The sequence below is a fragment of the Streptomyces sp. NPDC060031 genome (assembly GCF_042736805.1).
Taxonomy (GTDB): Bacteria; Actinomycetota; Actinomycetes; order Streptomycetales; family Streptomycetaceae; genus Streptomyces.
This window is the reverse complement of record NZ_JBHWVM010000025.1, coordinates 42,774-62,867: the sequence shown is the minus strand read 5'-3', so window position 1 is coordinate 62,867 and position 20,094 is coordinate 42,774. Positions and strand designations below refer to the sequence as shown.

Below are 20,094 nucleotides of genomic sequence, written 5' to 3'. Positions count from 1 at the left end.
CATTACACAGCAGGTCAGTTTCTGTCAGGAACAGCCGAGTTCGCGCACGGTCGCCATGTCGCTGAAGGGGATCAGCTCCTCGCCGACGATCTGGTGCGGCTCGCTTCCCTTGCCCGCGATCAGCACCGTGTCGTCGGGACCCGCGGCGGACAGCGCGAACGCGATCGCCTCACGGCGGTCGGGGAGCCGCCGGAAGGGTGTCCCGGTCGCCTCTAGGCCGGGGGCGATCTGGTCGAGGATGGCCTCGGGGTCCTCGTGGCGCGGATTGTCCGAGGTGAGGACGCACAGGTCGGAATGGGCGCCGGCGATGCTGCCCATTTCGGCCCGCTTGGTGGTGTCCCGGTCCCCGCCGCAGCCGAAGACGGTGATGACCCGGCCGCGGGCGAAGCCGCGGATCGCGCTCAGGACCTTGGTCAGGGAGTCGGGCGAGTGCGCGTAGTCGACGACCACGGAGGTCCCCAGCGGGGTCTGGAAGCGCTCGAACCGGCCCGGGACGGGCGGCATCCGGTCCAGGGCTGCCACCAGGGGGCCCAGATCGTGGCCCAGGACGTGGCACGCCGCCAGGGTGCCCAGCGCATTGGCCACCGAGAACCGGCCGGGGACCGGGATGGAGGCCGGATACGCGCGCCCGCCGTGGTGGAGGGTGAAGCGCGTGCCGGAGGCGCTCATGACGAGGTCGGTGGCCCGGTAGTCCGCCGGGCCGTCCAGGGCGTACGTGGTCACCGCGCCCGGCATCATCGACCGGATCCCGGCGCCCACCGGATCGTCCGCGTTGACCACCGCGCGTCGGCACAGGCCCTGGAACAGGCGCAGTTTGGCATCGCGGTAGTTGGCCATGGTCCCGTGATCGTCCAGGTGGTCCTGCGTGAGGTTGGTGAACACTCCGACGTCGATGAAGGTCCGGTCCACGCGGTGGGTCAGCAGGGCCATCGACGTGGCTTCGAGCACCACGGTGGCGGTCGAGCGGTCGCGCATGTACCCCAGGAGGTACTGGAGGTCCGGCGATTCCGGCGTGGTCAGCACGGACCTCGGCATCGGGATCAGCTCATCGCCGATGCGGCTGCCCGCCGTCCCGATGACACCGACCTTCGCGCCCTCGGAGATCCGCAGGACCGACTCGACCATGTAGGACACCGACGTCTTGCCGTTGGTGCCGGTGATCGCCACCATGTCCATCTGCCGTCCCGGCTCGCCGAAGTGGCGGGAAGCCACGACGGCGGCGGCGGTGCGGGTGTCCGGCACCGCGACGACGCACGCGCCGAAGGACCCGGCCGCCCCGGCCGCCCCCGCTGCCCACATCGGCGCGGTGAGGTCCGGTTCCCCGGCGTCGACGACGACGGCCGCGGCGCCGCGTGCGAGGGCGGCCGGCACGGAGACGGGGCCACCCTCCTGATGGCCGGGCACCGCGATGAACACCGATCCCGGTGTCACCCTTTCGACGTCGAAGGTGATGCCCGCGGTGATCAGTGTCTTCGCCGGGTCACCCCGGAGAACGTGGTGCACCTGCCCGGCCAGCAAGTCGCTCAGCTTCACGATGATCCCTTCGAGGCGGCGCGGCCCCGGTCGTGCGGGCGTAGCCGGGCGACAGCGCCGGCGGCACGCCGGAGACTGCGGTGGTGATGTGGAGCGGGGCGGAAGGGCGTCGCCCGTGGAGAGACCGCACGGCGGGCGGAAGATCGACGGACCGACGGCAGGGCCCGGCGGGGCCCGTGGGCAATCGCTAGCCGTGCCCGTGCAGGGCGAAGACCGCAGAACCCGCGGCGCCCGGGCACACCTCGGAGGCGGCCCGGGGCAGGCACTCCCTCACGAAACGTGTGCGACCCATGGGCCGAGTGTACGTCCGGCGGCGCGCCCCCGAGCCCACTCCGTCGGCGGCACCCCGCGCTGGTCATTGCAGGGCACAACGGCTCCACGGCCGCGGCGGGCATCGCGCCCAGCAGGCCCGCCACCAGCGCTGCCGGCAGGACCATGCCGCTGACGACGTACCGGCCCGATGTGCCCCGTGGCCATCCGGTCAACCACGAGCGTCGTCCCGAAGATCGACCGCTAGGCTGCGCGCCGCAGGGGGATACACAGACAGACAGGGCGAACATGTTCGAGCCGGCGCAGGAAAATCCGTACCCCGACAGCCACACCCTGGGCGAAGGCCCCGAGCCGCACCCGTTGCTGCGGCCGGTGCTGCCCCTGCTGGGGCGCTGGCACGGCCGGGGGCAGGGGCAGTATCCGACCCTCGAACAGGACTTCCGGTACGAGCAGGAGGTCACTTTCAGCCACGACGGCCGCCCCTTCCTCCGGTACGAGGCACGCGCGTGGCTGATCGACGGGTCGGGGGCCCCGGTGCGCCCGGCGGGACGTGAGGCGGGATGGTGGCGGGTGACGCCCGACGCGACCTTGGAGGTGGTGCTCGCCCACCCCACCGGGATCGTCGAGACGTACGTCGGGCGGGTGTCCGACGGGGAGATCGAGATCGAGACCAAGGACGTGGCGCTGACCCCCCTGGCCAAGGAGGTCACCGGCACCCGGCGGCGCTACAGCCTGCGCGACGGGGAGATGACCGTCGTCCATGACATGGCGGCGGTGGGGCAGCCCCTGCAGCACCACCTCACCACGCACCTGCGGCTGCGCGCGTCCTGATCGGTCGACCGTTCACCGGTCATTCGTTCACTCGTTCAGCCGTTCAGTCACTCGGGGGCCGACTGTCGGCCCACGGGCGGATGGTTTCGAGTTGCGCCGCCACCCGCAGGATGGTCGCCTCGTCGTGCTGCCTGCCCACGAGCTGTACGGCCAGCGGGAGTCCGTCGCTGCCGCGGCCCGCGGGGACGGAAGCGGCCGGGTTGCCGGTGACGTTCCACAGGGCCGTGTAGGCGATCATCGGGAACGAGCGCAGCATCGCCGTGAGCAGGCCCGCGCCGTCCAGCACGCCGACGGGTCGGGGCCGCTGCGCGATCGTCGGGGTGAGCAGCAGGTCCAGGCCTGAGCCGGTCGCGACGCCGGTCCCGGCCCCGGCCCCGGCCCCCGCGAACACGCGGTTCGCGCGCACGGCCATCCGCTCCCCGGTGCGGACGGCCCATTCCACGGCCCCCTCGGGCGCGAGCCGCGCCAGCCGCAGTGTCTGGCGGGTCCGCCGCTCCAGCAGTTCCGGCCGCTCCATGGCCGCGGCCTCCACCCGTACGCCGCCGCAGAACTGCGGCAGGAACGCGGCCGTGGTGTCGGGGTACCGGGGGTCGATCTCCCGTACGTCGTGCCCCAGTTCGCGCAGCGCCAGGGCGGTCGCGCGCAGGGCCTGCACGTGTTCCGGGTGGGGGCGTACGCCGCGCACCGCGGGCTTGGCCGAGTACCCGATCCGCAGTCTGCCGGGCGTCGTGGCCAGGGCCTGGGTGAAGCTCGTGGCGCCGGAGCGGGCGGTCCATCGGTCCCCGTCGGCGGGGCCGCTGAGGACGTCGTACAGGAGGGCGCTGTCCGCCACGGTGCGGGTGAGCGGTCCCACGGTGCCCAGGGCGTACCACAGGTGCGGGTGCGGGGCGGTGGAGACGCGGCCGCGCTGGGGTTTGAGGCCGAACAGGCCGCAGCAGGCGGCCGGGATGCGGATGGATCCTCCGCCGTCGCCGCCGAGCGCGGCGCCGACCAGGCCCGCCGCCACCGCGGCGGCGCTGCCTCCGCTCGACCCGCCGGTGGTGCGCGTGGTGTCCCAGGGGTTGCGGGTGTATCCGTGGGCGGCCGACTCGGTGAACGGCCACTGGCCGAACTCCGGCATCGCCGTCTTCCCGATGATCACCGCTCCGGCCGCCCGCAGGCGCCGTACCGCCTCGGCGTCCTCGGCGACCGGCGTCCGGTTGGCCGCGCCGCCGTACGTCGTCACCTCCCCCGCGACGTCGAGCTCGTCCTTGACCGCGATCGGAACGCCGAGCAGGGGGCCGTCCGCGCCGGACGCGCGCGCCGCGTCACGGGCGTCGGCCTCGGCCAGGGCCTGCTCCGCGCGTACCACGCGGAAGGCGTTCAGGGTCGGGTCCAGCAGGCCGATGCGCCGCAGCGAGGCCTCGACCAGGCGGCGGGCGGATACCTTCCCCGTACGCACGAGTTCGGCCTGCCGGGCAACCCCTTGGAACAGCAGCTCCGCGTCATCCATGGACTGGTCATACCTGGTCGACACGCTTACGGGTTCGATCATTTGTGATCTCTTTACTTATACGACGACGCACGCGCCCGGAAGGACGGCGACGGCGTCCGCCGACACGCCTTCGGGCTAATGTGCCGCCGGGCGCGTGAGGTGGGCGGGGGCGCGTGGTACCTCGTAGGCACCACACCCGGGAGGGGCCGTCCATGACCAGGCGCTCCGCGCAGTCCGCACGCGGGTCCACCGGCCGGCGCGGGGAGGTCCGGCGCGCCCGTATCCGTACCGCCTCCCGGCGGGCCCGGATGCGGCCGTACGGCTCGCCCGGGGCGGACAGCCCCCACGTCTCGCCGGTCCTGCGGACGGTCGCCGCGTACGCCTGGCGGCTCCTGGTGGTGGGAGCCGTCGGGTACGCGGTCTTCGCCGCCCTGGGGCGGTTCCACGAGATCGCGATCGCCGTGTTCCTGGGTCTCGTCGTGACGGCGATGCTGCGGCCGGCGGCGGATCTGCTGGCCCGGGTGATGGCCCGCCCGCTCGCCGTGGCCTGCGCCCTGATCGGCAGCATCATCCTGGTCCTGGGCGTACTGGCCTTCGTGGGTGGGGCGGTGGTCGGGGAACGGGACACGCTCGTCAAGGAGTTCAGGGAAGGCCTGGATCGCATCCAGCAGTGGCTGGAGCGGCCGCCGCTGCGGCTGGACCCGCATCTGCTGAGCGATGTGCAGGACAAGATCGGGGCGTACCTGTCCAGCCACCGGGAGACGCTGCTCAGTACGGCCGTCAGCGGAGCCGGCCGGCTCGTGGCGATCGTCACCGTCGGCGTTCTGGGACTGTTCTGCTCCGTCTTCTTCATCCACTCCGGGGACCGGCAGTGGAGCTGGTTCTGCGGACAGCTCCCGCTCGGCGCGCAGGAGCGGGTGCGGGCCGCCGGGCGCGCGGCGTGGCGGACCTTCACCGGGTACACCCACGGCATCGTGCTGGTGGCCGCGACCAATGCCGTCCTGGTGGGGATCGCCCTCTTCGTGCTCGGGATCCCGCTGGCCGTGCCGCTGGCGCTGCTGGAGTTCTTCGCCGCGTTCATCCCCCTCATCGGCTCGCCGGTCGCACTCGCCGTGGCGGCCGTGGTCGCCCTCGCCACCAAGGGCCCGCTCGTCGCGGCCCTGGTGATCGCCCTGATCGTGGTCATCGGACAGATCGAAGGCCATCTGCTGCATCCGTTGGTGATGAGCTGGGCGGTACGTCTGCACCCGGTGATCGTCGCGCTCTCGGTGATCGCGGGCGCCAGCGCCGCAGGGGTGGTGGGCGCGGTGGTCGCGGTCCCGCTGGTGTCGGTCGTCTGGTCCGTCCTCCAGGCCCTGCGCGGGACGAGCGAGGGGTCGGCGCGCCTCTGAGACCCACCGAGCCCGGCATCAACTTCATTGCTCGATATGCCAGTTAGCGCACCCGGCAGAGGGGTACCATCCCAGCCGTGGGGGGACATGTGACACGTGAATGGGGCTTTGCCCTGCGTACCTGCGGCTCTGTACTGGCGGGCCTGTCCGTGCTGGCGGCCTGCTCTTCCGGCGGGACGGAGCGGGGCCCGAGCCCGAGCCCCACCCGCGCCTCGCCCGCTCCGACGGGCTCCGGCTCCAGCCGTCCGAGTGCCTCGCCCGCCGCGCCCGCCGGCACCGCCGAGGACCTCGTGCCCGACCTCGACGAGACCAAGCTGCCGAAGACCGCCGCCGAGGCCCGCGCCGCGATCGGCCGGATCATCGTCGGCCAGGAGGTCTTCGGTCCGGACGTCGTGCACAGCGTTCCCTTCGAGAGCGACCCCGGCCGCTGGCCCGTGCTCGGCGAGGACTGCGCGTGGCAGACCACCGGGCTGCCCGCCGACGTCCTCGCCACCACCACCCGCTACTTCCACGTACCGCCCAAGAACGGCCAGGGCCGCCTCCAGCTCAACGTCACGGTCACCGTGCACCACAGCCGCGAGGAGTCCGGCTGGGAAACCGCCCGTGCCATGGAAGAGGTCCTGCGCTGCCCCGACCAGCGGCTGCGCGCCAACGAACAGGTCAAGAGCCTGTGGGGCGGCGTCCTGTACCAGGGCGAGCAGATGAACGGCTGGAGCGAGGACGCCTTCAACGAGCGGGGCAAGTACGTCGGCGCGGAGGGCGGCGGGCCCTACCTCTACATCTGGAACCAGGCCCAGTTCGGGCCGGTCACGGTGGCGGTCGCAGGCAAGGGCGCGGCGGGCTTCACCGACAAGGCCATCGAAACGGTCGTCATCCAGGGCGCCAGCCGGATGATGCAGCACGCCGAGCAGGAGTTCGGAAAGGCGGCGGGCTGATGGAACGGTTGCACCCTTCGGACCCCTCGCGGATCGCCGGCCACCGCCTCCTCGGACGGCTCGGCGCGGGCGGCATGGGCGTCGTCTACCTCGGCCGTACGGACGACGGCGCGCTCGCCGCGGTCAAGGTGATCCGCGCGGAGTACGCCGACGAGGCGGACTTCCGGGCCCGCTTCCGCCGTGAGGCCGACATCGCCGCCCGGGTGGACAGCCCGTGGGCCGTACGGGTCACCGGCGCCGATCCCGATGCCGCGGAGCCGTGGCTGGCCACCACCTTCGTGCCCGGCCCCTCCCTGGCCGAGGCCGTCGCCGCCCACGGGCCGCTCCCGCTGCGCGCCGTACGGGTCCTCGGCAAGGCCCTGGCCAAGGCTCTCGGGGTGATGCACGAGCAGGGCCTGGTGCACCGGGACGTCAAACCCGGCAACGTGCTGCTGGGCATGGACCGGCCCCGGCTCATCGACTTCGGGATCGCCCGGGGCGGCGAGCACACCGCCCTGACCTCCACCGACGCGGTCATCGGCACCCCCGGATTCCTCCCGCCCGAGCAGGCCGGCGGGCAGGGCGCCGAACCCGCCGGGGACGTCTTCTCCCTCGGCTGCCTGCTCGCGTACGCCGCCACCGGCCGGCTGCCCTTCGGTACCGGCGCCGTCGATGCCGTGCTCTACCGCACCGTCCACGACGAACCCGACCTCGGCCCCGAGGTCCTCGCGGATGCCGAACTCGCCGCCCTGCTGCGCACCTGCCTCGCCAAGCACCCGGACGTCCGCCCCACCGCCCACGAACTGGACGAGGCGCTGACCGAGGACACACCGGACACGGGCACCGACTGGCTGCCCGACCCCGTCGTGGCCACCATCGCCGAGCGGGCCGCCGCCCTGCTCGCCCTGCCCGGCATCGAGGAGACCGTCGCGGACCCCGACGCCTCCCCCGCCCCGGGCGCGGGTCCGTCACGACGCCGGTTCCTCGCGCTCGCCTCCGGCGGGGCGGTGCTCGCGGCGGGCGGCGGCATCGCCGCGTGGCTGGCGCTGGGCGACGACGGCAAGGCGAAGACCCCCGGCGGGCCGGCCCCCCGGCAGTGGGTGATCGGCGTACACGCGGACCTCACCGGCCCGCAGAAGGCCGCCGGGCAGGCCCAGGAGCGCGGGGTGCGGCTGGCCGTCGACGCCTTCAACTCCCGCAAGGACAAGCCCTTCACCCTCACGGTCGCCACCGCGGACGACGCCGGGCGGGCCGACCGCTCCGCGGCCGCCGCCACCGGTCTCATCGGCAACCGTGACGTGCTCGCCGTGATCGGGCCGACCGGCAACGCGTCCGTGTCGCCCTGTCTCGAACTGTACGGCGAGGCTGCCGTACCCCTGATCACCGTGTCGGCCCTGGCGAGCACCTTCAGCACCACCGACCGGCGCAGCTTCTTCCAAGGCTGCCCCCTCTTCGCAGGCCAGGCCGCCGCCGTCAACCTCCAACTGGCCCGGAACCAGGGCGTACGCCGTCTGGGAGTCCTGTGTGACCGCGACGGCGACAGCGAGACCTGGCAGGCCGCGCAGCTGACGGACCGCACCCTGGACATCTTCGCGCCCGGGGCCACCTCCTACGGACGGGTCGTCCCCCGCGGAACCCTGGACCTGGCGCCGGTGATCACCGACATGCTCGCCCACGGCATCGACGGCTTCTTCTACGCCGGTACGCCGACGGGCGCGGCCAAGGTCGCCGGGGCCCTCGCCGCGGCCGGTTTCAAGGGTCCGCGGGCCGCCGACTACTCCGTCGCCACAACGGAGTTCCTCACCGCCGCCGGTCCCGCCGCCGACGGCTGGCAGTTCCTCACCCCGTACACCGGTCCGCAGGCCCCCCAGGTCGCGGACATGGCACGCGCGCACAAGGCGGCCTACGGATCGGCTCCCGGGATCTGGACGGCGGAGGCGTACGACGCGGCCGGCCTGGTCATCGACCGGCTGGCGGCGGCCGCGGGCGGCGGCGCCCGTCCGGCCCGCGCCGATCTGCTGACCGCCCTCGCGCAGGGCACGTACCGCGGCCTGACGAGGGAGTACACCTTCGACGAGATGCGGCAGGTCAAGGGCAACCTGTTCTTCCTGCACCGGGTGGAGGGCGGCCAGATCCGCTACGCGGGCCCGATCGCCCAGCCGACGGCAGCGGGATAGCGAGCCAGGCGCATGCGTCCCCTGACCCCGGCCGATCCGGCCGCGATCGGCGGCCACCGGCTGCTCGGGCGGCTGGGCTCGGGCGGCATGGGCACGGTGTACCTCGGCCGCTCCCCGGCGGGCATCCTGGTCGCGGTCAAGGTGATCCGCGCCGACCACGCGGCGGACCCCGCCTTCCGGGCCCGGTTCCGCCGCGAGGCGCAGGCCGCCGGAGGGCTGTCCGGCCGCTGGGTGGTCCCGGTGATCGGCGCCGACCCGGACGCGCGCGAGCCCTGGCTGGCCACCCCCTTCATCCCGGGGCCCTCGCTGTCCGAGGCGGTGGACGGGTACGGCCCGCTGCCCGCCCGGACGGTACGGGTGCTGGGCGCGCGTCTCGCCGAGGCGCTGGCGCAGGTGCACGCCGCCGGGCTGGTCCACCGCGACGTCAAGCCGGGCAACATCCTGCTCGCCCCCGACGGGCCCCGGCTGATCGACTTCGGGATCGCGCGGGCGGCCGGGGCGACCACGCTGACGGCCGTGGACGCGGTCGTCGGCACTCCGGGGTACCTGCCGCCGGAGCAGGCCCGGGCGGGCGGGCCCGCTCCGGGACCGGCGGGGGACGTGTTCTCCCTCGGCTGCGTCCTGGCGTACGCGGCGACCGGGCGCGGCCCGTTCGGCGGTGGGCACCCGGCCGGGGTGGTCTTCCGTACGGTGCACGACCCGCCGGAACTGTCAGGACTGGCGCCGGAGTTGCTGGAGGCCGTCGGCGCCTGCCTCGCGAAGGACCCGGCCGTCCGGCCGACGCCGGCGGAGCTCGGCGGCCTCCTCGGCGACGATCCCCGCGCGGTGGAAGCCGCGGACTGGCTGCCGCCGCCGCTGCCGCGGCTGATCGCCGAACGTTCCACCCGCGCCCTGGAGTTGCCCGCTCCCGAGCCCACCCGGATCGACGTACCGAAGGAGGCTCGCCGGTACTTCAACCGCAGGCGGCTGCTCGCGGCGGGCGGAGCGACGGCCGTCGCCGGCGGCCTGCCGATCGCCTGGTTCACCACACGCAGGCCCGGGCACGGCGCTACACCGCCGCCGGCCGGCGACCTGCCGACCCTCACCCTCGCCCTGCAGGCCGATCTGTCGGGGCCCGGCAAGGCGACCGGCCAGGCCCACGAGCGGGGCATGCGCCTCGCCGTGGCCCGGCACAACGCCCGGACGGACTCCGCGTTCCGGCTGGCCCTGCGCGTCACCGACGACGGCGGGGCGGACACGGCGCGCGCCGCGCAGGCCGTCAAGGAGCTGGCCGCCGATCCCGCGGTCGTCGCGGTCACCGGCCCCACTTGGGACGCGGCGCTGCCCGGGGCGGCCGAGGCCTGCCTCGCCGCGGATCTCACCCTGCTGCTGGTTTCGGTGAGCGGCGCGAGCAACACGCAGGCCCAGTGGCGGACGCTGTGCTCCACCTGCCCCGCCGGTGACAGGCTCGCGGTCCCGGCGCTCTACTACCTGTCGCGGGTTCAGCCCTCGCACCGTACGGCCGTCGTGGAGGACACCGAAGCGGGAGAGTCCGCGTGGCAGCTCACCCGCGTCATGGAGCAGTCACCGCCGGCTCAGGGCACGGTGAGCGTGCACCGGATCCCGTCGGGCGGCTCGGACTTCGCCGCGGCCGTGCGCGACCTGATCCAGGCCCGTGCCGAGTCCGTCGTCTTCGCCGGCACCTCGCCGGAGCGTGCGGCCCGGCTGGCCCGGGCGCTGACCGAGGCCGGGTTCAAGGGGCCGCGCATCACCGTCCAGGACGCGATGGAGCCCGCGTTCCTCACCGCGGCCGGTGCGGCGGCCGAAGGCTGGCTGTTCAGCACCGTGTTCACGGACCCGTCGGCCGTGCCCGCGGCGGCCGAGTTCGTCGCCGCCCACCGCGCCGCGTACGGGGAGGCGCCCGCCCGCTGGACGACCGAGGCCTACGACTCCGTCGGGCTGCTGGCAACGGCCCTGACCAGCCTGGACGGGGAGGGGCGCGGCCGCTCGGGACTGTCCCGCCGGATCTTCCGTACGACGTACCAGGGCCTGGCCAAACCACTGGCCTTCGACGTCAACACCCACGCCCTGACGGGCGACCGGGGCTCCTATCTCTACCGCGCGGAATCGGGCGCGTTCCGATTCCTGGGCCCGTACCCGGACGTACTGAAGGCACCGTAACGGCCGCCACCGGCAGCAGAAATGCGTGGGACCCTGCCCGATATTCCTGGCAGGGTCCCACGTTCATTCGTCAGATCGCTTCCGGCAGATCCCAGTCGCCGGGGCGCTCACGCAATTGTGCGAGAGCCAGTGCGATGCATTCGCCGAGGCTGGTGGTCTCGGCGCGGATGAATCCCCGCTCGCCGAGCGCGGCGCCGGACAACACCACCGTCCAGGGGTCGCCGCCCTCCGCCATCCTCTCGTCGTCCACCTTCAAGATCACCGATACGCCGGCGCGCCCCAGCGCCTCCATGATTCCTTCGATGTTCATTCGGGCACCTTACTTCGCGAAGCCCCTGAGGGCTTCCGCGATCTCTCCGATGTCGTGCAGCTCTCCCTTGCCCACCCTGTCGATGACGCCTCGAAGGTCGGCAGAAGTCGGCCCACTCACCACGTTGTTGCGCCGCATCAATTCCTCGACGACGGCCTGCGCGGTCCGCTTGTTTCCGTTGTTGTACATGTGGCTGCCCGCGATGTCCCGGATCATGACGGCAGACTTCTCCCAGAAGCTGGCGTACCGACTGGCATTGATCATCGCGTTCTCCGGCGTGCCGCTCAGGAGCGTCTCGCCGCCGAAGCTCCGGTTGATCTCCCGGATCTCGTCGGGGCTGACCGGCACCTTGAAGCCACCGGTCTGGCAGTCGAAGTTGTGCACCAGTACCGGCGTGGCACCTGCGAGCACGTAGTAGGTGTGGAGATCGTTGACAGTCAGGTTGTACGCCGGCTGGAGGGTCTTCCAGTGCCGTACCCCGCTGATCTCCGCAGTGGTGCCGTCCGCGACGCGGAGGGTGTCACCCGCGTTCAGGTCGCCCGCGTTCGTCCACTTCCGGTCCTTCTCGGACCAGAAGGGGTGGTGGTCGGTGGCCGTGAGGGTTGCTCCACCGTGCGCGGCGTCGAGGGTGATGCCGGTGAAGTCGCGGTCGTCGGGGGTGTAGATCGTGTCGTCCACCCTGCGCGGACCGGTGATGCCGGTCGCCGGGTCGGTGGCACGGACCCAGTCGCCGACGGAGACCTGCTCGATCGGGCGCGAAGAACCGTCAGCCATGAGCACCGGCGTGCCCGCGGGGAAGCTGTGCTTGACGGTCTGGGATACCGCGCACTCGATGAGAGTCTTGGCCTTCCTGGCCTCGGCCATCTCGTCCAGGGCCTTGGCGCCCCACTTGAAGACCTTGACGACCTTGCCGACGGGGATCACACCGACGACGGCCAGGATGCAGCCGACCCACTCCGGATCCTCGATGCACCGCTGGATGTCGGCGCCGCCGACGATCTCCCAGACGATCTTCCCCACGATCTTCGCCACCGCGAGGTCGACGGTCCCGAAGAGGATCTCGTCAGGCTCGGCGCCCATCATGCACGGGGGCAGGCTGTCGCGGTTGACGGGGACGTAGCAGGTCTTCTTCTTCGTCTTCTTCGCGGCCTCGGCCTGCTTCTTGCGCTCCTCTTCCGCCAGGCGGCGTGCGGTGGCCTCTTCGGCCTCACGCTTCTTCTGGACCTCGGTCCATGCCTCGGCGGCGAAGGTCTTGGCCTCTTCCGCGCTCTTGCCCGCAGCGGTCGCCGACTGACGGGCGGCAGAGGCGGACTCGTTCGCCTTGGTGGCCGATTCGCGGGCGTACTTCGCGGAGAACTCTGCCTGGGCGGCGGATTCCTCGGCGGCGTCCGCGTCGCGGTCGGCGGCGGCTGCCGCGTTGCGGGCGGTGGCCGCGGAGTTCTTCGCCGCGGTGGCGCTGGCCTCGGCGGCGGTGGCGGACTTGTCGGCGTCCGAGGCGGACTTGGCCGCGGCTTCCGCCGACTTCTTGGCTTCGAGGGCTGCGGCGTCGGCCGCGTCCTTGGCCGCGTTGGCCTTGGCGGCGGCCTCGGCTGCCTTCCAGCGGTTCTCGTTGGCCTTGGCGGCGATGCCGATGGCCTCGGCGAGCAGGCGGTCGACCTGGTTCCTGTGGTGCTCGGTCAGCTTGTCCTTGCGGTCCGCCATGAACTGGCCCACCGCGACGAACTCGTGCAGCAGGTCGGCGGGACCCGCGAGAGCAACCTTGGCCGCCGCCTTGACCTCGGGGCCTCCCGTGTTGACGAGCTTGGAGGCGATGACCTGCTCGTCGCTGTTGCGCGCCGAGTACTGGCCGACCGCGAGGAAGGTGGCGAGCGCCTTGCCGCTGCCGTCGGCGAGGGCCTTCTTCGTGGCGTCCTTGACCCCCGGGCCGCCGAAGTTGTTGAACTTCGAGACCTCGACCGCCAGGTCGTCCGCACCGGCCGTGTACTGGCCGTTGGCGTAGAAGTCGGCGATCTGCTGCTCGCTGCCCGTCAGGGCGCCGGCCGCTGCCGTGCGCACCGATGGGTAGGGGCTCTGTCCGCTGAGCTGGAAGACGCGCTCGCGGATCTCGTCGCGACCGGCCTGCTTCCAACCGGTGCGCAGGTAGTCCAGGACTTCGGCGTCGGTGCCGGACAGCGCGGTGGCCGCGGTCTCGTGGCTCCACGGTCCGCGCAGCTTCATGGCCTTCATGGCCAGAGCACGGCCCTTGGCGGCGGTGGCCTTGATGTCCACGTCAGGCTTCGCAGCCTCGGCCGCCAGCGCCGTGGCGGTGCTGTCGAGGTTGATGCCCTCGAGCTGCTCGGAGGCCGAGGTCGAGACGTAGGCGTCAGTACGCGCCTTGCGGGACTTGGCGCGCTCGATGGCGGCCTCGGTCCGGGTCGCGAGTTCCGCGGCCTCGGTCTCCCGCGCGATCTTCACGACGTTCTTCGCCGTGGCGACCGCGGTGTCGGCGGCCTCGGCGGCCGTCTTGGCCGCGGCGGCGTGCTTGTTCGCCTCGGCGGCGGCGTTCGCGGCCTGACCTGCATGGGCGGCGGCCTCGTCGGCGGCGTCCGCCGCGGCACGGGCGTGCTTGGCCGCTGAGCGGGCCGCGTCACGGGCCTCGAAGGCCGCGTTCGCGGAACGCTGGGCCAGCGCGGAGGCCTGGTCGGCCGCCCGGTTGGCCGCATTGGCGTGGCGGCGGGCGTCGGCGGCGGCCTGGCGGGCCTCGGCCGAGGAGTTCCCGGCCTGGTCCGCGTAGTCGTTGGCCGACTCGGCGGCATCAGCCGCCGCGTTGGCGTTGTCGCCCGCGTTCTTGGAAGCAGTGGCCGCCAGTCCGGCGGCCAGAGAGGCCTTGCCGGCCTGCTCGGCGGCGAGCGCCGACGTCTCGACGAGACCGGCCGCCGCACGGGCGATGCCCGCGAGGTCCTTGGCCTTGGAGGCCTGCGTGGCGTCGTTACCCGCGGCGATGGCCGCGTTGTACGCGTCGTTGGCGGCGTTCGCCGCGTTGGCGGCCGCGGTCGCGGTCTGAGCAGCAGCCAGCGCGGCAATGCGCGCGGCACGGCTGGCGGCGTTCGCCGAGCTGATGGCCTGCTGGGCGGCGGAGGCGGCGGCGCGGGCCGCGTCGGCGGCCTGCTTGGCCTTGACCGCAGCGCGCGTGGCGTCGTTCTTGGCTGCGGCGGCCTCGTTGGCCGCCTTCTGCGCCGCCTCCTTCGCGAGCTGGGCCGCAGCGATGGCCTTGGCCGAAGCCTCCTCGGCCGCCTTCGTCGCGTCCTCGGCCTGAATACCGGCCTGCTTGGCGTCCTCCGTCAACTGCGCGACGGTCGCGTACTCCTGGTCCCGGTTACGAGCCGTGAACTGGCCGACCTCGAGGAACTCGACCATGTCGTCCTGAGTCCCGCGCAGGGCGACCTTCGCGGCCGCCTTCACGTTCGGACCACCCGAAGACGCCAGCTTCGAGACGGCAACCTCGTTGTCCATCTCGCGCGCCGCGTACTGGCCCTCGTCCAGGAACTTGGCGATGTCCTCCGGAGTGCCCTTCAGCGCGGCCTTGCCCGCGTCCTTGACCCCGTTGCCGCCCAGGTTGATGAGCCGCGAGACCTCGACCTGACGGTCCTCGTTCCGCGGAGCCCTCCACCCGTCCTTCAGGAAGGTGTCCAACTGCGCGGGCGTGCCCTTGAGCGCCTGCTTGGCCGCCGCCCGGACCGCCGGACCGCCGGAGTTGAAGACCCGGCTGGCGTCGACGTAGTCGTCGTCGTACTGGATGGCGTCCTTGCCGTCCAGGAACTTCTTGATGTCGGCGTCCGACCCGAGGAGCGCCCGCTCGGCGGCTTCCTTGATGCCGGCCCCGCCGGTCTTCCAGTACTCGACGACCAGCATGCGGTCGAAGGGAGCGAGAACCGGCTCGGCGTCGGCGGCCGCAGCGGGAAACGTCCCGAGCAGACCGGCCACCAGCGCCGCAGGCAGGACCAGACCACTGACGACGTACCGGCCGGATGTGCCCCGTGGCCTGCGTCGGCCGGAGCCGGGGCTCTGCGCCCCGCCGAAGAGTGTTCGCCGTCTCATGCCGTGAGTTCTCCTTGGATCGATGTCCGGCGGCCGCTCAGGCGCACGCGCATGACGGCCGCACCGCAATCGACTTCACACGAGATCGCCGGTGTGACCGAGGTTGGTTTGATGCGAGCGGCAGGTGCATGAGGCGTGCTCGGAGTAACTGCTTTGACGCGAGGCCGAGCCGCAGGCCCGGCCTCGCCGTGGGCCGGCTCGGCGATGACACCCCCGTGACCATCGCCGAGACGCCGCAGTTCAGTACGGCGGCGTCTCCCGGCCCCCCAGGACCGTATGCGTGAACCTCACGAAAATCAACCACGGTTGGACAATGACCAACCGTAGTTGATCTGCATGGTTTCAGCCACTAATGTCCTCGCTGACCGTCAGGACACCCCACTCATCGGTGTGTTCACTTTCAAAATCAAGGGCCGCGCACGTCTCCCGCCTCTTACCTGCACCAGGGGAACCCCATGGCGACCACCTGCGCTCGCAAAGCCCTGTTCACCGGTCTCGTCGGCACCGCCACCGCGCTCGCCGCGGCGGCCACGCTCGGTGTCGCGTACGCCGGACCGCAGTCCGCCGTCGAGGACTTCGCGTACCCGAACGCCGTACGCACCGACGACCTCGGCCAGTGGATCGCCACGACCGGCGAACCGCTGCTGATCCGGGCCGGCCAGGTCATCGCCTCGGGCAGCACGGGCCGGGGCAGCCGGGGCAGCTACTCCGCGACGGCGGGCTGAGGCTCCGTACCGTCCGCGGTGACCGCGGCGCGCGTCGGGCGCGCGGGCGGCAGGTCGGGCAGGGCCCGGGCCATACGGGTCATCAGGCCGCGGTCCTCGACCTCCGCCGCGCGCAGCGCCTGGGCGGCGCGGGAGCTCTGGTCCGCGCCGGCGGGCGACTTGCCGGTGCGGCCGGCGGCCGCCGCCTCGAACATGGCCGCGAGGCCGATCGCGACGGCGTCCCGTTCGTCCGCGCCCCGGGCCACGGCCTCCCGGTGGGCGGCCTCGCGTACGTCGTCGTCGCAGTACGCGCGCAGCCTGAGCATCCCGTCACGGATGTTGGTCAGGCGGTACATCAGCAGTTGCTCGGGGCTGGAATGCCAGGGCGTGGTGAGGAACATCTGCTTGCCGGGCCCGGTGGCGGGGGCGCCGACCAGCTCGCTCAGGGGCCTCAAGGTGGAGAAGGTCCGCCAGGGGCGCCAGACGCGCTCGATCAGCCAGGGTCCGAACACGGGCAGCAGGAAGCCGCACATGCAGACGCCCGCGTTGAGGGAAATGAAGGACCCGGCCATCCGGTTGAGCACATCCCAGTCGTGTCCCGCCCAGCGGGCGCCGACGGCGGTGAGCTTCACCACGCCGAAGACCACGTTGACGAGGAACCCGAACACCAGGAAGACGAGGCCGATTTGCAGCGAGCGGCCGGTCGTGGACACGGCGGCCTTGCGGGTCTCCCGGCTCATGTCGAGAGCCCACTTCCAGCACACGACCGTCGTGGCGAAGGCCGCCACGGTGTGCGCGAGCATGTAGAGGACCAGCATCTCGCGGATGAAGGGGGTGGTGGCGTAATAGGTGTCGAAGTCCAGCAGCCGCTCGACCGGCGCCTCTCCCGCGATGAAACAGCCGATGATGGCCACGATCACGAGGCCGTAGGCCAACACCCAGGCCTGCACGCGGCGCCGCGAACGCGTCTCGACGCGGGAGTCCTCGCGCCAGTTCTCCACCAGCACCAGGCAGGCGCAGGAGTAGGCGCACAGGATGCAGTAGACGAACGGCGCCGAGAAGTTGCTCACGCCGGTGAACCGGTTGACGAACACGATGGTCGGCGGCGCCGAGAAGGCGAAAGCGGCGCAGGCCATCGCGAGCAGCGCGTTCACCGCGCGGACCATGGGGCTGCGCCAACCCCTCACCAGGGCCGGCAGTTTCGCCAACAGCACGACGCCCAACGCGACCGCGGGCACGTAATAGTTGACCCCTTCCCCCATGATCAGCCTTCCGCACGCTGTGCAACCGGACGCATCGGTCGAATGCGTCGCCCCCCTGCGAGCGAGACAGTAATGATCTCGCCAAGAGTTGGCAAACGGGGGAAGGCGTTATCAACCGTAACGGGTCGGGCGAATCAACCGCCTTGGCCGCGGCCTCGCGTGCGCAGGTGTGCAAGTGTCACGAACGAGTCCGAGAACAATCAACTACAGTTGAACAGTGCTCACGCGCGGTTGATTGATACGAGTTCAGCCGCTACCGTCTCCCCCGGAAGATCAAACCCGCGGGACCACCCTCAGTGCTGCGCCCGTGGTGTGAGACGGCGCATCCGGGAGCTGCCTCCCAAGCCGCGAGGATCTCTCACCAGGCTCGAATCCCCACCGGATCGAGCCTCTTGAACGACCACATCGAATCTGTTCCAGGGGCCGCGCACCGCGCACGGCCCTTCCTGCACCATGGGGGATGTAAAAATGGCGACCACCCGCGCTCGCAAGGCACTGTTCACCGGTCTCGTCGGCACCGCCACCGCGCTCGCCGCGGCGGCCACGCTCGGTGTCGCGTACGCCGGACCGCAGTCCGCCGCCGCGGCGGCCGGCACCGAAATGCCGACCGCCGTCGAGGACTTCGCGTACCCGAACGCCGCGAAGATCCAGGCCGAGCAGCAGATCGTCCTCAAGCGCGGTGACGGCCACATCACCCTCACCACCTGCGACGGCGCCCCCGACATCACCATCAAGTCCCGCACCGGGCAGAAGCTGTACTGCTTCGACGTCAACGCCCCCAAGGGCTACGTGGCCCTCGAACTCCCCGACGCCTTCGGCATCTGGACCGAGGCGTTCCCCGTCAAGGCCACCATCACCGCCAACGGCACCGACAAGACCGTCATCGACGCCCCCGCCAACGACTACAAGCCCTTCGGCGAGGCCGGCGACACCGGCGAGCGCTCCATCCTCCTCGAACTCCGCGTCACCGGCTGACCACCGGTTCCACACCCCCACGCCGACCCACGTTCGTAAGGAAGCTCACCCATGTCTGCACTCCGTCCCCGCGCCAAGCGGATGACCGGCCTGATCGTCGGCGCGACCACCGTGACGGCCGGCCTGTTCTCGGCCGGTGTCGCCCAGGCCGTCTCCGGGCCCGAGGCCACGGCGGGGCAGTACGCCGCCACCGTGAAGCTGGTCCTCGGCGACGAGGCCAACAGCCGCGGCTGCTCCGGCACGCTGATCGACTCGTACTGGCTCGCCACCGCCGCCTCCTGCTTCGCCACCACGCCCGGTGAGCAGGTCCCGGCCGGCAAGCCCGCGCTGAAGACCACCGCCACCCTGAGCGACGGGCGGGCCATCGAGGTCACCGAGCTCGCCCCGCGTACCGACCGCGACCTGGTGCTGGCGCGCCTGGCCGCCCCGGCCACCGGCATCGCCGGCGTCAAGCGCGCCGGCGCCGCTCCGGCGGCCGGCGTCGACCTGACGGCGGCAGGGTTCGGCCGCACGAAGACCGAGTGGGTCCCCGGCAAGCTGCACACCGGCACCTTCACCACCAACACCACCGATGCCACCACCCTCAGCATCACCGGCAAGGGCACCGACGTCCTCTGCAAGGGCGACACCGGCGGCCCGCTGCTGAACGCCAAGGGTGAGCTCGTCGGCATCAACAGCAAGTCCTGGCAGGGTGGTTGCCTCGCGACCGACGCCGCCGAGACCCGCACCGGCGCCGTCTCGGTACGCACCGACGACCTCGGCGGCTGGATCGACCAGGTCCGCACCCTGGCCGCCGGCTGGAAGACCGAAACCCTCGTCCAGGCCGGCAACACCCTCTACCAGGGCATCCGTCTGGCCGGTGGCGACTGGACGGGCTTCACCGACGTCCAGACCAAGGCCGGTGACATCGGCGGCATCCGTACCGCCGCGTCCGCCGGCATCAACGGCGACACCCACGTCGTGGCCCTGGCCAACGACGGCACCCTGCGCCACACCATCCGCAAGGCGGACGGCACTTGGACGAACTTCGGTGACATCGGCGCCGTCGCCGGCGTCCTTGGCAGCGTCACCCAGGTCTCCGCGGTCTCCATCGGCAGCGACCTGCACGTGATCGTCGTCGCCAACGGCAAGGTGTTCCACACCATGCGCACCGGCGCCGGCCACTGGTCCTCCTTCGGCGACCTCTCCGCCGTCGCCGGCCCGATCGGCACCGTCACCGCCGCGGCCACCGCGAGCGCCGGCGGCCAGCTCCAGGTCACCACCGTCACCGGCGGCAAGGTCTTCCACACCATCCGCAACACCGCGGGTCAGTGGGGCGTCTGGGGCAACGTCGCGCAGGCCGCCGGTGCCACCGGCCCCATCACCTCCGTGACCATGGCCGGCGCCGGCAGCGACGCCCACATCGTCGTCGCCACCGACAACGGCACCCGCCAGTACCACGCGATCCGCAAGGGCAGCGGCACCTGGGAGGCGTTCGCCGAGCTGAAGGACGTCCTCGGCACCGTCACCGCCAAGTCCCTCGCGGCGGCGACCGTCGACGGCGAGCTCCAGCTGGCGGTCACCACGGCCGACGGCCGGGTGCTCCACACCGTCCGCCACATCGACCGCACCTGGAACACCCCGGGCGCGGTCACCCTTCAGGGCGTCACCGCGGCACCCGGTGCGATCACCATCACCGGCACGCTCTGACACTCCGCTCCCGCGACGGTGTCAGCGATCTGTTCACCGTCGCGGGCGGCACCCTCAGCGTACGGACGGGCTCCGAGCCCGGCTTGTTCCCCGAGGCGAAGGCCCTCACCACCGGGTGGAACTTCACCGCGGCCGTCGCCGCCGACTTCACCGGTGACGGCCAACAGCGACCTCACCGCCCGCGACGAGTCCGGTCTCCTGCGGCCCTGGATCGGCGAGAGCAACGGCGCGTCAGCCGCGCCGTCACGCCCGGCACATAGGTCTCCGCACACCACTACCGGCCCCGGGCTCCCGGCCCCGCAGTGCCGAACGGCGCTGCGGGGCCGG

General features: G+C 72.2%; 13 protein-coding genes. 8 read left to right on the top strand and 5 right to left on the bottom strand.

Going from position 1 to position 20,094, the window contains the following annotated elements; genetic code table 11:
- Positions 1 to 24: 24 nt before the first annotated feature.
- On the bottom strand, positions 25 to 1,533 hold the full coding sequence (locus ACFWB8_RS14195; protein WP_385225728.1) for a UDP-N-acetylmuramoyl-L-alanyl-D-glutamate--2,6-diaminopimelate ligase: 1,509 nt from the start codon (positions 1,531 to 1,533) through the stop codon (positions 25 to 27).
- Positions 1,534 to 2,091: 558 nt separating this feature from the next.
- Between ACFWB8_RS14195 and ACFWB8_RS14190 the strand changes: the two genes are divergently transcribed.
- Positions 2,092 to 2,634, top strand: coding sequence for an FABP family protein (locus tag ACFWB8_RS14190; RefSeq protein ID WP_385225726.1), 543 nt, complete (start codon positions 2,092 to 2,094; stop codon positions 2,632 to 2,634).
- A 43-nt stretch (positions 2,635 to 2,677) separates the two neighbouring features.
- On the opposite strand, the gene ACFWB8_RS14185 is transcribed toward ACFWB8_RS14190, so the two are convergent.
- A complete protein-coding gene (locus ACFWB8_RS14185; RefSeq protein ID WP_385225724.1) occupies positions 2,678 to 4,126 on the bottom strand; it encodes an amidase in 1,449 nt (482 codons plus the stop codon).
- 290 nt (positions 4,127 to 4,416) lie between these two features.
- On the opposite strand from ACFWB8_RS14185, the gene ACFWB8_RS14180 reads away from it, so the two are divergent.
- The 4 genes from ACFWB8_RS14180 to ACFWB8_RS14165 all read left to right on the top strand — a co-directional run bounded on the left by ACFWB8_RS14180 (position 4,417) and on the right by ACFWB8_RS14165 (position 10,750).
- Positions 4,417 to 5,499, top strand: a complete 1,083-nt coding sequence (locus tag ACFWB8_RS14180) for an AI-2E family transporter (RefSeq protein ID WP_385225799.1) — start codon at positions 4,417 to 4,419, stop codon at positions 5,497 to 5,499.
- An 89-nt stretch (positions 5,500 to 5,588) separates the two neighbouring features.
- Positions 5,589 to 6,434 (top strand): hypothetical protein, encoded by an 846-nt coding sequence (locus tag ACFWB8_RS14175; RefSeq protein ID WP_385225722.1) that lies wholly within the window; start codon positions 5,589 to 5,591, stop codon positions 6,432 to 6,434.
- A complete protein-coding gene (locus ACFWB8_RS14170; RefSeq protein WP_385225720.1) occupies positions 6,434 to 8,590 on the top strand; it encodes a bifunctional serine/threonine-protein kinase/ABC transporter substrate-binding protein in 2,157 nt (718 codons plus the stop codon). The genes ACFWB8_RS14175 and ACFWB8_RS14170 overlap by 1 nt, the downstream gene beginning before the upstream one ends.
- Before the next feature lie 12 nt (positions 8,591 to 8,602).
- Positions 8,603 to 10,750, top strand: coding sequence for a bifunctional serine/threonine-protein kinase/ABC transporter substrate-binding protein (locus ACFWB8_RS14165; RefSeq protein WP_385225718.1), 2,148 nt, complete (start codon positions 8,603 to 8,605; stop codon positions 10,748 to 10,750).
- Positions 10,751 to 10,820: 70 nt separating this feature from the next.
- Here ACFWB8_RS14165 and ACFWB8_RS14160 read toward each other — a convergent pair whose 3' ends face one another.
- Positions 10,821 to 11,060, bottom strand: coding sequence for a hypothetical protein (locus tag ACFWB8_RS14160; protein ID WP_385225716.1), 240 nt, complete (start codon positions 11,058 to 11,060; stop codon positions 10,821 to 10,823).
- 9 nt (positions 11,061 to 11,069) lie between these two features.
- Positions 11,070 to 15,137, bottom strand: coding sequence for a polymorphic toxin-type HINT domain-containing protein (locus tag ACFWB8_RS14155; protein WP_385225714.1), 4,068 nt, complete (start codon positions 15,135 to 15,137; stop codon positions 11,070 to 11,072).
- Positions 15,138 to 15,592: 455 nt separating this feature from the next.
- Between ACFWB8_RS14155 and ACFWB8_RS14150 the strand changes: the two genes are divergently transcribed.
- Complete coding sequence (locus tag ACFWB8_RS14150) at positions 15,593 to 15,862, top strand: hypothetical protein (protein ID WP_385225712.1); 270 nt, start codon at positions 15,593 to 15,595, stop codon at positions 15,860 to 15,862.
- Here ACFWB8_RS14150 and ACFWB8_RS14145 read toward each other — a convergent pair.
- Positions 15,841 to 17,103, bottom strand: coding sequence for a DUF6545 domain-containing protein (locus ACFWB8_RS14145; RefSeq protein WP_385225710.1), 1,263 nt, complete (start codon positions 17,101 to 17,103; stop codon positions 15,841 to 15,843). The two genes, ACFWB8_RS14150 and ACFWB8_RS14145, sit on opposite strands and share 22 nt — an antisense overlap.
- 468 nt (positions 17,104 to 17,571) lie before the next feature.
- On the opposite strand from ACFWB8_RS14145, the gene ACFWB8_RS14140 reads away from it, so the two are divergent.
- The gene (locus ACFWB8_RS14140; protein ID WP_385225708.1) at positions 17,572 to 18,078 is read left to right on the top strand and encodes a hypothetical protein; all 507 of its coding nucleotides are present in this window, start codon (positions 17,572 to 17,574) and stop codon (positions 18,076 to 18,078) included.
- 51 nt (positions 18,079 to 18,129) lie between these two features.
- Positions 18,130 to 19,767 carry a trypsin-like serine protease gene (locus tag ACFWB8_RS14135; protein WP_385225706.1) on the top strand — a complete coding sequence of 546 codons (1,638 nt, stop codon included), beginning with the start codon at positions 18,130 to 18,132 and terminating at the stop codon, positions 19,765 to 19,767.
- The last annotated feature ends 327 nt before the right edge of the window (positions 19,768 to 20,094 follow it).

Bases quoted from the DNA above. Each gene is read 5' to 3' on its own strand.
- ACFWB8_RS14190 (WP_385225726.1), top strand. From the start codon at position 2,092: ATGTTCGAGCCGGCGCAGGAAAATCCGTACCCCGACAGCCACACCCTG.
- ACFWB8_RS14185 (WP_385225724.1), bottom strand. From the start codon at position 4,126: ATGGATGACGCGGAGCTGCTGTTCCAAGGGGTTGCCCGGCAGGCCGAA.
- ACFWB8_RS14180 (WP_385225799.1), top strand. From the start codon at position 4,417: ATGCGGCCGTACGGCTCGCCCGGGGCGGACAGCCCCCACGTCTCGCCG.
- ACFWB8_RS14170 (WP_385225720.1), top strand. From the start codon at position 6,434: ATGGAACGGTTGCACCCTTCGGACCCCTCGCGGATCGCCGGCCACCGC.
- ACFWB8_RS14165 (WP_385225718.1), top strand. From the start codon at position 8,603: ATGCGTCCCCTGACCCCGGCCGATCCGGCCGCGATCGGCGGCCACCGG.
- ACFWB8_RS14160 (WP_385225716.1), bottom strand. From the start codon at position 11,060: ATGAACATCGAAGGAATCATGGAGGCGCTGGGGCGCGCCGGCGTATCG.
- ACFWB8_RS14155 (WP_385225714.1), bottom strand. From the start codon at position 15,137: ATGAGACGGCGAACACTCTTCGGCGGGGCGCAGAGCCCCGGCTCCGGC.
- ACFWB8_RS14150 (WP_385225712.1), top strand. From the start codon at position 15,593: ATGGCGACCACCTGCGCTCGCAAAGCCCTGTTCACCGGTCTCGTCGGC.
- ACFWB8_RS14145 (WP_385225710.1), bottom strand. From the start codon at position 17,103: ATGGGGGAAGGGGTCAACTATTACGTGCCCGCGGTCGCGTTGGGCGTC.
- ACFWB8_RS14140 (WP_385225708.1), top strand. From the start codon at position 17,572: ATGGCGACCACCCGCGCTCGCAAGGCACTGTTCACCGGTCTCGTCGGC.
- ACFWB8_RS14135 (WP_385225706.1), top strand. From the start codon at position 18,130: ATGTCTGCACTCCGTCCCCGCGCCAAGCGGATGACCGGCCTGATCGTC.